This window comes from Pantoea sp. ABR1s, assembly GCF_057812235.1.
Genome location: NZ_CM173823.1, coordinates 2,547,129 through 2,560,463 on the forward strand (window position 1 = coordinate 2,547,129; position 13,335 = coordinate 2,560,463).

A 13,335-nucleotide genomic window follows, 5' to 3' on the forward strand; every position below is an offset into this window, starting at 1 on the left:
ATCGATAAAAGGTTTAGTAGTTCCAGTTCACGCTGAAACCATAGGTGACAGGATCGGTTTTGAAGCCGTCCGGTTTCGACAGAGGAATCCCGGCAAAAAAGTCGTAGCTCAGGCTGGCGGTCGTGATCGCGCCGCGCAATCCGATGACGCCGCCCGCCAGATGTCGTCCCAGAGGTCCACCCTGGGAGGCGCTGTTGCCGCCCACCTCGCCATAGTCGGCACCCAGGTAAAGCTCCTGAGTGGGCAGCGGCGTCTGCCAGGCCAGCGTGTTCTGAACGGTCCAGCCCCGGCTGGCGCTGAGGGTGCGCTCACCATCAAAACCGCGCACCGTCCAGCGGTTGCCAATCGCGAACTCATCCTGCGGTGTCAGCGGGGTGTTGCTCATCTGGCGACGATATTGGATGTTGTAACTTAAACGCTGATTGCCCAGCGCGAACGGCGTGGTGAGCCCCGCCTGCCAGGTCAGGATTTTAGAAAGCGCGGTGGCATAGGTAGAGTCCTGATATGACTCCTCCCAGGCGGGCAGCGCACCGAACCAGCGCGTACCACGCTGATAGCTGACACCGGCGTCCAGCGTCGCCGGACCGATATAGTGCCGGTGTGACAGGCCGAGTCGCCATGCGCTGGTACGGCGCTGCTGGCTGCTGATTTCGGTGTCGTTGATGAAGTTGCGCGACTCTTTAACCAGCACATCGGCGCTGACGGTGGTTTTGGCGGCGGCATTACGGTAGATCACCCGGCTGGCCTGCACATCCAGCGAGCGACTCTTTCCGGCATAGAGAAAATCGCGGCTGTAACCGGCGACTGTCTGATGGTAGTCGTAGTCGCTGGCGGTAAGGCCAAACAGCCAGTAGCCGACAGGCACCGAGTAATGTCCCGACAGGCTTTTGCTGCTTTTTCTGCCAGCAAATCCCAGGTCGCGACTGGCGGTCAGGTAGAAGAGATCGCTGAGGGAGGTCGGGTTATCCAGCGCCAGCATCATCCCGCTCTGATAGCGCCCGGTACTTTCGGTGCCGGAATCATCCAGCCATGCGCCGAGTCGCCAGAAACGGCGCTGCGTGCGTTCAATCACGATGTCACTTTCACCCGGATTGAGGCCAGGACGGAGCGCCATATGCGCTTCCACCGTCGGCAGACGCTGCAGGTTTTCCAGCCCCTGTTCAATATCCCGTAAATCCAGCAGATTGCCTGCATGGGCGGGTAATGTCGGCCACAGGCTGACATAGCGGGATGATGAGGGTGACAGTTCCACACTGCGGATTTTGCCAGGCACTATCAGCAGGTGCAGCACGCCCTGGCGCAGATCCTGCTGCGGAGCCAGCACGCGCGTAGTGACCCAGCCATGATTAATCAGCCGGTTTTGCAGCGTGCTCATTAACTGGCTGATGCCTTTTACGCCGAGACAATGACCATTGGCCTGACTGGCCAGACGTTGCAGAGGCACCCAGTGCGGCAGCGCCTCCTGCCCGGACAGACTGACCTGCTGAATAACAAAACAGGGTGTTTCCTGCGGGAACGTCAGGTGGGAAGGTGCCGGAACCGTTTCTGAGAGACGCACATCAGGCACCTGTGGCATCAGCCGTTGCTGACGCGCTTTTTGTTGCTCCTGCTGATGCTGTAATTGCTCATCACCCGGTGCCGCCTGCACAGTGCAAACTGGCAGGATGGTAATCAGCAAAGCGCAAAGCAGAGGTGCCAGCGTTGTTAAAACTCCATTTTTTTGGGGCTGCATAACCGATCCATGTGGTTAAGGTGTAACAAAATGTATATGACTTTTTTCCTGCGCACATTATGGCGCTGGAATCAAAAACCACAAGAAAAATTACAGAAAAACTTACACTAAGCTTACAAAAGTTAGTGGGACGGGCCATTTAAAAAAGTACCAGTAATTACCCGTATCTCAGGGGTTATTGAGTCTGACGAATCGCCGGGATTAGCTAAAGGCGCAGAGACGGATATTTTTAGCCAATGAATAACAAGGGATTAGCCATTCGTCCAGCGCGTCAGAGACCAGCTTTGTAGCCGGGCTAACGACGGAACTGAAGTAGCCGAACTCGTTACCTGAAAAGTTTTCTGGCTATAGCAAATATTCTTACGGTTACTCTCTTGTTATTAATGGTACGCATTTCAGGCATCACCAACATACTACCCTGCCATGCTCATAAAATTTTACTTTAGTCAAAATTATGAATGCATTTTGCTTTAGTCGATATCGCACTCTCCTGCGCCAGCGTCTGTTTCAGGGGCTTCTCCAGGACATAAAAAAAGCCCCCTCATAAAGGAGGAGGCTTAACATTAATTAGCCAGCGTTATTGCTGTTGCTTAGTGCAGCTTCAGCCGGGGACGAATAACCCGGTTAATACTGCCGACCAGCATCATCAGACCGGTTTTGAAGTAGCCGTGTAGCGCAATCTGGTGCATACGGTAAAGCGAGATATAGACAAAGCGCGCGATGCGCCCTTCCACCATCATTGAGCCGCGCATCAGGTTGCCCATCAGGCTGCCGACCGTACTGAAGCGGGAGAGCGATACCAGCGAGCCATGATCTTTATAGACATAGGCTTTTAGCGGTTTACCGTCACGCTGCGCCAGAATGTTGTCCATGGCGCGTGAGGCCATCTGATGCGCTGACTGGGCGCGCGGTGGTACAAAACCGCCGCCCGGCAAGGCGCAGGAGGCGCAGTCGCCAATCGCGTAGATGTCATCGTCCAGCGTGGTTTGCAGCGTCTCTTTGACCACCAGCTGATTGATGCGGTTGGTTTCCAGTCCGCCAATCTCTTTCAGGAAGTCGGGTGCTTTAATCCCAGCCGCCCAGACCATCAGATCGGCTTCGATAAACTCACCGCCTTTGGTATTCAGGCCATTACGCTCGGCGCTGGTGACCATGGTCTGCGTCAGCACGCGCACGCCCAGCTTGGTCAGCTCCTGATGTGCCGCAGCAGAGATGCGCGGTGGCAGTGCAGGCAGGATACGTTCACCCGCTTCCACCAGCGTCACATTCAGCGCTTCGCGTCCCAGGCCTTTGAAGCCGTAGCTGTGCAGCTGTTTCACCGCGTTGTGCAATTCAGCTGACAGCTCAACGCCTGTTGCCCCGCCGCCCACGATGGCGATGTTAACTTTCTCGACCCGGCCTTCGCTGGCGGAGAATTTCAGGAACAGGTTGAGCATTTCGTTATGGAAACGACGCGCCTGATGCGGATTATCCAGGAAGATGCAGTGATCTTTAACGCCCGGCGTACCGAAATCATTCGAGGTGCTGCCCAGCGCCATCACCAGCTGGTCGTAGGCCACTTCACGTTGTGGCACCAGCACTTCGCCCTGCGCATTCAGCACTTCGGCCAGGCGGATCACTTTTCGGGTGCGATCGATATCGGTGAGCGAACCCAGCTGGAACTCAAAACCGTGATTGCGGGCATGAGCCAGATAGCTCAATGCATCAATGCCTTCGTCCATTGAGCCGGTCGCCACTTCGTGCAGCAGCGGCTTCCACAAGTGACTGTGGTTACGATCAACCAGGATAATCTCGGCCTTCTTTTTACGACCCAGTTTATGGCCCAGCTGCGTGGCCATTTCCAGGCCGCCCGCTCCCCCTCCGACAATAACAATTTTCTTAACAGACGTAGTCAACAAAGACCCCCTCAAATTGTGAACCAAAAGTTAACCAAAGGTTAAATTAAACCTTAAGAAACATAGGGTTGGCGAAGTTAAAATCGCAATCTGCTGGGAGAATAGCATGGCGGGAAGAGGAGAACATAAGAATATTGATATACATCAAAGCGGGAAAATAAAACTCAGATAATTACGTAATAAAAACAGGCACCTTGCGGTGCCTTTGCTGCTTAACCTAATGTTTTAAAAGCTTTTATCCGCTTAAGATGTGGGGATATATTTTTGAATTTGTGCCCTTCCGTCTCATCCCAGACAATTTCATAAAACGGATGCAGCTGGTCAGCAATGTGCTGGCTGTCGAGCGCCTCATCGTGACGGGAGAGAATGGCCAGACAGCGGTCACGATTACGCTCGCGAAAATCGCTGACGCACTTCGTTGCGATATCCTGATACTCCTCCGGCCGGTCGATCTTCCCTTCCATATTCGCCTGCGGCGAGAGGTTGGGATTAAAAATCACCTGCCGGATGCCGCACAGAAATCCAATGCGCTCTGACCAGAAGCCGCCCAGTCCGACGCCGCAAATCAGCGGCCGGTCGTCGTCAGAAAGCGTCAGCATCTTATCGGTCTCTTTTAGCAGAAACTGCATGTCATGTTTGGGATGGCGGGTGCTGTAACTGATCAACCTGACATCAGGATCGATAAATTGCAGTTGCAGCACTTTTTCGTGATTGCCCGGACTGTTGGAATCAAAACCGTGCAGATAGATGATCATGATAATCCTCAAGGTAGTGATAGCGCCGGGCAGTCACTGCTTACCACGACGCCTTATGAGCCAGCCAGCGTTCCTGAAGCGCACTCAGTTGCTGAGCATTATTTTTCCAGCGATGCGTTCCCCGCAGTTCATCGCGGGTAAACCTGCCCTGATGATACAGCTGTGTAACCCGCTCTGACCCGACCGGGATCAGGTTATCCAGTACACTGATGGCGCCCTGACGCTGATTGCAGACCAGAATCATGTCACAGCCCGCGGAAAGGGACTGCTGCGCCCGCTCAGGATAGCTGCCCATCACCGCTGCGCCCTCCATCGACAGATCGTCGGAGAAAATAATACCGTCAAAGCCCAGTTGCTCACGCAGCACGGTTTTAAGCCAGTATGGCGAACCACTGGCGGGCAGCGGATCAACTTCGGAGTAGATGACGTGTGCGGGCATGATGGCGTCCAGTGCCTGTTCGGTAATCAGCTTGCTGAAGATTGCCATGTCATGCTCACGCAGCGTCTTTTCGTCCCGCGGATCGCGTGGGGTCTCTTTATGCGAATCCGCACTCACCGCACCGTGACCCGGAAAATGTTTGCCCGTGGTCTTCATGCCCGCCTCGTGCATCCCCGCAATAAAGCGGCGGGCGACGTCAAGGGCGATGGCCGGATCGGCATGGAAAGAACGGTCACCAATCGCGGCGCTGATATGACCAATATCGAGTACCGGCGCAAAGCTGATATCGATATCCATGGCGATCATCTCGGCCGCCATTTGCCATCCCGCCTGTTGCGCCAGTTCACCGGCGGTATCCAGGTCGTGCAACGCAGCAAAAGATTGCATGGCAGGCAGTTGGGTGAAGCCGTCACGGAAACGCTGCACGCGACCGCCCTCCTGATCCACCGCCACTACCAGCCGGGTGTGAGAGGCGGCGCGGATCTGCCGCACCAGCTCTGCCAGCTGTGCGGGATCATGATAATTTCGCGCAAATAAAATTAAACCGCCCACCAGCGGATGCTGCAGGATGTCGCGCTCTTCGCCATCCAGTTCATAACCCTCGACGTCAAGCATCAGGGGGCCGGGTAAATCTGATCTCATATCATGAATCCTGTAGCGAAACGCACCTGCGTAACGCGATTAAATCTGTTCCCAGCTCTGTCGAGCCAGCTGTTGTAATGTGTCGTCGTCACGCTGACCGGCACGGAGCTGATACCAGCTGGCCATCAGCAACTGCAGCCAGGGCTGCCAGCGTCTGACCTGCTGCACCAGCGCGGTAAGCGGCAGCTGCATCTCCGCGGCATACTCAACCAGCCAGTCGGCCTGGTGCTGCGGATCGCTGGCACAGACAGCCGCCAGCTCCAGCGCCACGTCGCCATCGGCGGCATACTCCCAGTCGATCAGACGCAGACCTTCGGGATCTTGTATGACATTTCCGGCATGCAGATCCATGTGCAGCGGAGCCAGTCGCAGCGGGTGAGGTTCACCCTGCTGCGTCAGACGCCTGAGCGCCCGCAACCAGCGGTGATGCCGCTGTGGAGTGAGCTGCCAGTAGCGCCATAACAGCGGCAACAACTGCAGACGATAGCCGGTCAGCGGCTGCTGATGCAGCTGCTGTAGCAGTGCCACGATCTGTGGACGCTGCTGGCTGAAACGGTGTTCATCCAGCGCTTCGCCTGCGCACCAGGTCAGGATAATCCCCTGACGATGGCCCGCCACGGGCTGCGGTGCCACTCCGCTGGCTTGCAGTTTGCGTAACAGACGGAATTCGCGCTGCCGATCCACAAACGGAATAACCGGTTGCGGTGCCGCCCGCGCGATAAAAGTTCCGCGCGGGCTGACAATCTTCTGGCTATGCCCGGTCAGACCGGCCAGCGGGATAAAGGATGTCTTTTCTGGTTCGCCGGTGACCTGCTGAATCATCCGCTGGAAAGCGGGATTAATTCTGTGCAATGCCGTTGCCGGACCAGATGATCTCGCCTGTCTGGACCAGCATCAGTTGCATTTGCAGCGTCGGCGCTTTGACATCGCCACGCGCGTTGCTGTAAAGCACATACTGAGCGTTAACGTTACGCGCCAGGCCAATCGCTTTACTGCGCGAGTTCAGGCTGTCATCCGGCGATAATCCCAGCGTCTGCTTGGCCTGCGCCAGTTGGTCAGCAGAAACCAGGGTGAATTTGCCGTTGTTATTCAGCGCATTCTGGATAGCTGCCGTCGCTTTCTCGCTTTGCAGCGCACCGTTGGTGCTGTTTTTAACGCGATCCACCAGCAACACGCTGCCCGGCTCGGCGCTGGCAGCCTGTAACATCTGCGCCACCAGCGGCTGAACGCTGGCATCCCAGTTGATAGTGACCAGTTTCGGTGGCTGCGGCACAGGCTGCGGTTGCGGCACCGGTTCAGGTTGTGGAACGGGCTGCACCGGCTCCACAGGCTGAGTCGGTTCAACTGGTGCAGGCTGCTGCTGTTTCACCACACAGCCGGTCAGAATGAGCGCCATCAGGAGCGCTCCGGTACGATTAACACTGCGTATCACGTAGAAAATCCTTAAAGATAGAGATAAAGACGAACCTTGCTGGCCGTCAGGTTACCCAGTTGCGAAGTGGCGATAATGCTGCCCTGCGCCGGAACAGTAACGGTCTGCGCCGGTTCCTGCGGGGTGATTTCCAGCCCTTTGTCGTCATACCAGTAGTAACGATAGTGCACAACAACCGGTGTTTCGCGCTGATTATAGAGCACGCTGGTGGCACGCTTCAGTCCATCGTTCTCATCCAGCGTCGGTTCATCGGTAATGATCCCTGCCGACAACACAGAGGACTCCATCACCAGCGACTGTGACGTATTGATCATCGGTTTATCACTGCTGCAGGCCGTCAGGCAGAGCAGGATCGGCAGGCCAGTCAGCCAGGATCGCATAGCACGCTTCCGTTATCAGGTCAGTTAGAGAGCATCGGTCCCAGCGGTTCACCGCCCAGCAGATGCATATGAATGTGATAAACCTCCTGACCACCATGTTGATTGCAGTTCACAATCAGACGATAACCATTTTGATCGATACCTTCCTGACGGGCGATTTTCGCCGCGGTAGTAAACATACGTCCCAGCGCATGCTCATGCGCCGCTTCCGCCTCGTTGACCGTTGGGATCAGCACATTCGGCACGATTAAAATATGGGTCGGCGCTTTGGGCGAAATGTCGCGGAAGGCAGTGACCAGCTCATCCTGATAAACCACATCAGCGGGGATTTCGCGGCGGATAATTTTACTAAAAATGGTTTCTTCTGCCATGGTGCAATTCCTTTAGCCTGAGTCTTAATCAATCAGTATGCGGGAGAAATTTGTTTTCTTTCAACCTCAGGACCACTTTTCTTGCATTGTTCGCCTGCCTTTGCAGCAGCACCCTCTCTCCGTAACCCGCACGCTGTTCAGAATGCTAACAACGCCCCTGCCACACCAGAAAATGAAACGCTGTTTTATAAATTAGAATTTCGCCACCCTTTTCTTTGTATGACTGCCACTTCAGCGCCAGCACTTGCCAAATTGCGAAGGTTTAGCCGACCCGTCAGTTCTACTTTGCTAACCAGTCCGGGTGAGATGACCGGCGTCACCAGGGATAAACCGCCATAAACATCAAGGAGCATCAGACATGCGCTCACGTAAAATTGGTCTTGGCCACTATCTGGCCTACGGTTCCGGAGATTTTCTTGGAGCAGGCACCACGGCGCTGACCGCCGCCTGGTTGCTCTATTTTTACACCACCTTTTGTGGGTTAACCCCGATTCAGGCCACGCTGATCTTTGCCGCTGCCCGCGTGCTGGATGCGATAGTCAGTCCGCTGATGGGCTTTCTGACCGATAACTTCGGTTCGACCTGGCTGGGCAAACGCTTTGGCCGCCGCAAATTCTTTATCCTGCTCGGCATACCCTCTGTATTCAGTTATAGCCTGATGTGGCTCAGCGACATGAGTTTCTGGTGGTATCTCTGCACGTATCTGTTGTTTGATATCGTCTACACCATGATCCTGGTGCCGTATGAAACGCTGGTGCCGGAAATGACCGACGATTTCAAACAGAAAACCCGCTTCTCCGGTGCCCGCATCGGCCTGGCACAGCTGTCGGCCATTCTGGCTGCCTTTTTACCAGGTATTTTGCTGGGGATGCTGGGCAAAGATAATCCTCTCTCCTTCTTCTACGCCAGCCTGGTGTTTTCGGTAATCTGCGCGCTGGTGCTGACGCTGGTGTGGTGTTTTACCTGGGAGCGTCACCCCGATGACTTTTCCGCCGAGTCACGCCGTGCAGAACAGGAAAAGCAGCAGCTGACGCTGATGCAGAATCTCAAGCGGCTCTATGTCGAGCTGGCTTCAACCTTACGCATCCGCATCTTCCGCCAGCACCTTGGCATGTACCTCGGCGGCTATATCGCCCAGGATGTGTTTAACGCCGTCTTTACCTGGTATGTGGTATTTGTGCTGATGCAGAGCGCTCAGGTCGCCTCCAGCCTGATGGGCACCATGGCGGTGCTGCAGTTTATTGCCGTGATGGCGATGATTCCGCTCTGCATCCGCATGGGACCCGCGCCCGCCTACCGTCTGGTGGCCATATTGTTTGGCCTGGCGGCGCTCTCCTACGCTGGATTGTGGTATGCCGGAATGAACGACAACATGTCGCTGCTGTTGGTGATCTCTGCCCTGGCAGGCCTGGGACGTGGCGGCATCAACTATGTGCCGTGGAACACCTATACCTATATCGCCGATGTGGATGAGGTGATCACCGGACAGCGCCGTGAAGGAATTTTTGCCGGCATCATGACCCTGACGCGTAAAGCGTCGCAGGCTGGCGCAGTCATGCTGGTCGGTATCGTGCTGCAGCTCTCCGGCTTTGTCTCTGGACAGGCGACCCAGGTACCCGGCGTCAGCCACACTATCCTGGCGATTCTCAGCATAGGCACTGTGGCCGTGCTGGCCTGCGGCTTTATCGTGTCACTGCGCTTTAAGCTTAATCTGCAGACCCACACTGTGCTGCGCCAGGAGACGCTGAAGATGCGCGACGCGGGCCGCATCGTGCCGGAAAGCATCACGCCGGAAGCACGCGGAATTGTAGAAACGCTGGCTGGCATGCCTTACGAAAATCTTTGGGGCAACAACAACATTGGCTTCCTTAATCGTAATAAGCCAGCGCCGGAAAAATTGTCCGCACATCCCACTTTAAACCCTTCTTTAAACCCGACCTTAAAACGACAGGAATAAACCATGACTGTATTTCCCGTTAAACACAGCAAATTATTGTGCCAGCCCGAGCATCTGTTGCCACGCAGCGAACTGGTACAGCTGATTCAAAAGCTGACACAGAATCTGGTTAACATCACCGATGAGACAGGCGAATTTTTATTACGGCTGGACGATGGCCGGGTGATTGATACCAAAGGCTGGGCGGGTTGGGAATGGACACACGGCATCGGTCTGTATGGCATGCTGCACTACTATCAGCAGACCGGTGACCAGCAGACGCTGGCCATTATTGATGAGTGGTTTACGCAGCGTCTGGCGGAAGGCACGCCGACCAAAAATGTGAATACCGTTTGTCCTTTTCTGACGCTGGCCTACCGTTACGAAGAGACCGGGAACCCGGCCTGGGTGCCGGTGCTGGAGCGCTGGGCAGAATGGGTCATGTATGAGATGCCGCGTACCGAACAGGGCGGCCTGCAGCACATTGTCTATAACAACGAAAACCCGCAGCAGCTCTGGGACGATACGCTGATGATGAGCGTAATGGCGCTGGCGAAAATTGGCCAGTTGCTGAAGCGCGATGAGTGGATTGAAGAAGCGAGTTATCAGTTCCTGCTGCACACCCAGTTTCTGATGGATCGCAAAACCGGCTTATGGTTCCACGGCTGGAACTTTGACGGTCGCCATAACTTTGCTGATGCACGCTGGGCGCGCGGTAACAGCTGGGTGACGATTGTCATTCCCGACTTCCTGGAGATGATGAACTGGCCTGAGCATCACGCTACCCGCCGTTTTCTGCAGCAGGTGCTGGAGACCCAGGTTAAAGCGCTCAGGGAGTGTCAGCACAGCAGCGGATTGTGGCACACCCTGCTTGATGATCCGCACAGCTACCCGGAAGCCTCCGCCACCGCCGGGTTTGCCTATGGCATTCTGAAAGGGGTTCGCAAGCGTTATCTGCCCGCGGAGTATCGCGAGGTGGCAGAAAAAGCGTTGCGCGGCGTGATTGCCAATATTGATGACGATGGCGAGTTAAAACAGGTCTCCTTTGGAACCGCAATGGGCAAGGATCTGGATTACTATCGCACGGTTCCTCTGACCTCGATGCCCTACGGCCAGGCGATGGCCCTGCTCTGCCTGACAGAGTATCTGCGCGTTTACCTCTGAATCCCGGCCAAAAAAAAGCCCCGCTTAGCGGGGCTTTTTCATCGCTGTAAATCATTACATGCTGCGGATGTAATCATCCATATCGGTTTTCAGGTTATCGGATTTAGTCCCGAAAATCGCCTGCACACCGGAACCGGCAACCACCACGCCACGGGCGCCGAGGTTTTTCAGTTCAGTCTGATCCACTTTCGCCACATCGGCGACGCTGACACGTAAACGGGTGATACAGGCATCCAGGTTGGTGATGTTCTCTTTACCACCAAACGCCGCCACCAGTTTGCCCGCCATCTCGGTACCGGTCGCGGTAGATTGCTCGCTGCTGCTGCTCTCTTCACGGCCAGGTGTTTTCAGATCCAGCTTCGCGATCAGTACACGGAATATGGTGTAGTAAACCAGACCGTAGATGATACCAACAATCGGGAACAGCCAGATTTTACTGCTGTTGCCGCTCAGTACGATAAAGTCGATCAGACCGTGTGAGAAGCTGGTGCCATCACGCATCCCCAGCAGGATACAGATTGGGAATGCCAGACCCGCCAGCAGCGCATGGATCACATACAGGATCGGTGCCACGAACATGAATGAGAATTCAATCGGTTCGGTGATACCGGTCAGGAATGCGGTCAGCGCGGCGGAGATCATGATACCGCCCACTTTAGCGCGATTTTCAGGCTTCGCTGAATGCCAGATAGCAATCGCTGCCGCTGGCAGACCGTACATTTTGAACAGGAAGCCGCCAGAGAGTTTACCTGCGGTCGGGTCACCCGCCATATAGCGCGGGATATCACCGTGGAACACCTGACCTGCCGCATTGGTGTATTCACCGATCTGCATCTGGAAAGGAACGTTCCAGATGTGATGCAGACCAAATGGCACCAACGCACGTTCAATTACGCCATAAATACCAAAGGCGACAACCGGGTTTTGATAGGCTGCCCACTGCGAGAACTCCTGAATCGCGGAACCTATCGGTGGCCAGATAAAGGAGAGCAGCACGCCGAGAATGATAGCTGCCAGACCGGAAATAATCGGCACAAAACGCTTACCGGCAAAGAAGCCCAGATATTCTGGCAGCTTGATGCGGTAGAAGCGATTAAACATGTAAGCGGCGATGGAACCGGCGATAATACCGCCCAGTACCCCGGTGTCGGCGAGGTGTTTAGCCTCGATCTCCGCCGCAGGCAGATGCAGCACCAGCGGGGCAACCACCGCCATGGTTTTCACCATGATGCCATAGGCAACAACCGCTGCCAGCGCCGAAACGCCGTCATTATTGGTAAAGCCCAGCGCCACACCAATAGCGAAAATCAGCGGCATGTTGGCGAACACCGATCCACCCGCTTCTGCCATCACATGCGAAACCACTGCAGGTAACCAGCTGAAATTGGCTGAACCGACCCCTAACAAAATACCGGCAATCGGCAGAACCGATACCGGCAGCATCAGCGATTTACCGACCTTTTGAAGGTTGGCAAAAGCATTTTTGAACATAGCGTGAAGCTCCTGAGTAAGAGTGCATATTTGCGCAGTGCGCGTGGCAAAGAGGGAGGATTCTTTGCCGGGCTGGCGGTGACCGCCTTTTGATTTATTACGAAGGGTAAAATAATTCCCGATTTGTTACTTTGACGGGTATCACGTTTCGACAATCACAAGGGCGCACTTTACGAAATTTCTTACTGATCCGCACCAGTAATCGGCGATAAAAAGCTGACCCTGTCTGAAAAAACAGGGTCATATACGCAGGTTACAGATTAATTACAGAGGCTGAAATAATAGCTGATCAGGCGCCCAGCTGGCTCATCGGGATATGAAACAGCGTTGAGAAGTTTTGGGTTGTTGTGGCTGCCAGCGTTTCTAAATCCACCCCTTTCAGGACAGCCAGATATTCGGCAACATCGCGCGTGTAAGCGGGCTGATTCTCTTTACCACGGAAAGGCACCGGGGCCAGATAAGGCGAATCCGTTTCCACCAGCATCCGATCCAGCGGCACATAGCGTGCGGCTTCACGTAACTGCTCGGCATTGCGGAATGTGACGATGCCGGAAAAAGAGATGTAGAAGCCCATATCCAGCAGTTTTGCTGCGGTGGGCTGATCCTCAGTGAAGCAGTGCAGCACGCCGCCGCAACGTTCAACCTGCTCTTCACGCAGAATCGCCAGCGTATCTTCGCGGGCATCACGGGTGTGAACAATGATCGGTTTGTTCAGCGCAATACCGGTACGGATATGTTCCCGGAACGAGCGCTGCTGCTGATCTTTCGTTTCTGGCTGATAGTGATAATCCAGCCCGGTTTCCCCCAGAGCCACCACCTGAGGATCGGCAGAGAGCCGACGAAACTCCTCAACATCATAGGCCTCTTCCTGATTCAGCGGATGCACACCGCAGGAGAGCGCTATATTTTTCCGTTCGCCGATCAGACTTTTAAGGGTATGAAAACCCGGCAGCGTAGTGGCGATTGCCAGCATAAATTTCACATCACGCGCCGCCGCTTTGGCGATCACATCATCCAGGTCACGATGGTTTTTTTCATAGTCCAGGCCATCAAGATGGCAATGGGAATCCACAATAAACATAATTACTCTCAGATAGG

Annotated in this window: 12 protein-coding genes; 2 read left to right on the forward strand and 10 right to left on the reverse strand. The window is 54.9% G+C overall.

What is annotated here, in order from left to right; translation table 11 throughout:
- Positions 1-13: 13 nt before the first annotated feature.
- From ACXKZD_RS11940 to hinT, 8 genes are all read right to left on the reverse strand, one after another.
- Positions 14-1,732 carry a ShlB/FhaC/HecB family hemolysin secretion/activation protein gene (locus tag ACXKZD_RS11940; protein ID WP_488981628.1) on the reverse strand — a complete coding sequence of 573 codons (1,719 nt, stop codon included), beginning with the start codon at positions 1,730-1,732 and terminating at the stop codon, positions 14-16.
- A gap of 590 nt (positions 1,733-2,322) precedes the next feature.
- Positions 2,323-3,627: an NAD(P)/FAD-dependent oxidoreductase gene (locus ACXKZD_RS11945; protein ID WP_010246297.1), complete on the reverse strand. Its 1,305-nt coding sequence runs from the start codon at positions 3,625-3,627 to the stop codon at positions 2,323-2,325.
- A gap of 212 nt (positions 3,628-3,839) precedes the next feature.
- A complete protein-coding gene (ycfP, locus tag ACXKZD_RS11950; protein WP_010246299.1) occupies positions 3,840-4,382 on the reverse strand; it encodes an alpha/beta hydrolase YcfP in 543 nt (180 codons plus the stop codon).
- Positions 4,383-4,422: 40 nt separating this feature from the next.
- Complete coding sequence (nagZ, locus tag ACXKZD_RS11955; RefSeq protein WP_022625859.1) at positions 4,423-5,463, reverse strand: beta-N-acetylhexosaminidase; 1,041 nt, start codon at positions 5,461-5,463, stop codon at positions 4,423-4,425.
- A gap of 39 nt (positions 5,464-5,502) precedes the next feature.
- Positions 5,503-6,285, reverse strand: a complete 783-nt coding sequence (gene thiK / locus ACXKZD_RS11960; RefSeq protein ID WP_223565735.1) for a thiamine kinase — start codon at positions 6,283-6,285, stop codon at positions 5,503-5,505.
- Positions 6,286-6,301: 16 nt separating this feature from the next.
- Positions 6,302-6,895 (reverse strand): penicillin-binding protein activator LpoB, encoded by a 594-nt coding sequence (lpoB, locus tag ACXKZD_RS11965; protein ID WP_022625861.1) that lies wholly within the window; start codon positions 6,893-6,895, stop codon positions 6,302-6,304.
- Positions 6,896-6,906: 11 nt separating this feature from the next.
- On the reverse strand, positions 6,907-7,275 hold the full coding sequence (locus ACXKZD_RS11970) for a YcfL family putative periplasmic lipoprotein (RefSeq protein WP_010669861.1): 369 nt from the start codon (positions 7,273-7,275) through the stop codon (positions 6,907-6,909).
- A 20-nt stretch (positions 7,276-7,295) separates the two neighbouring features.
- On the reverse strand, positions 7,296-7,646 hold the full coding sequence (hinT, locus tag ACXKZD_RS11975) for a purine nucleoside phosphoramidase (RefSeq protein ID WP_009090851.1): 351 nt from the start codon (positions 7,644-7,646) through the stop codon (positions 7,296-7,298).
- Positions 7,647-8,004: 358 nt separating this feature from the next.
- On the opposite strand from hinT, the gene ACXKZD_RS11980 reads away from it, so the two are divergent.
- Positions 8,005-9,603: an MFS transporter gene (locus tag ACXKZD_RS11980; RefSeq protein ID WP_111533674.1), complete on the forward strand. Its 1,599-nt coding sequence runs from the start codon at positions 8,005-8,007 to the stop codon at positions 9,601-9,603.
- A 3-nt stretch (positions 9,604-9,606) separates the two neighbouring features.
- The gene (bglB, locus tag ACXKZD_RS11985) at positions 9,607-10,746 is read left to right on the forward strand and encodes a beta-galactosidase BglB (protein WP_022625863.1); all 1,140 of its coding nucleotides are present in this window, start codon (positions 9,607-9,609) and stop codon (positions 10,744-10,746) included.
- Positions 10,747-10,800: 54 nt separating this feature from the next.
- Here bglB and ptsG read toward each other — a convergent pair whose 3' ends face one another.
- On the reverse strand, positions 10,801-12,237 hold the full coding sequence (gene ptsG / locus ACXKZD_RS11990; RefSeq protein WP_010669858.1) for a PTS glucose transporter subunit IIBC: 1,437 nt from the start codon (positions 12,235-12,237) through the stop codon (positions 10,801-10,803).
- A gap of 289 nt (positions 12,238-12,526) precedes the next feature.
- Positions 12,527-13,318: a metal-dependent hydrolase gene (locus ACXKZD_RS11995; RefSeq protein WP_488981629.1), complete on the reverse strand. Its 792-nt coding sequence runs from the start codon at positions 13,316-13,318 to the stop codon at positions 12,527-12,529.
- Positions 13,319-13,335 lie beyond the last annotated feature (17 nt).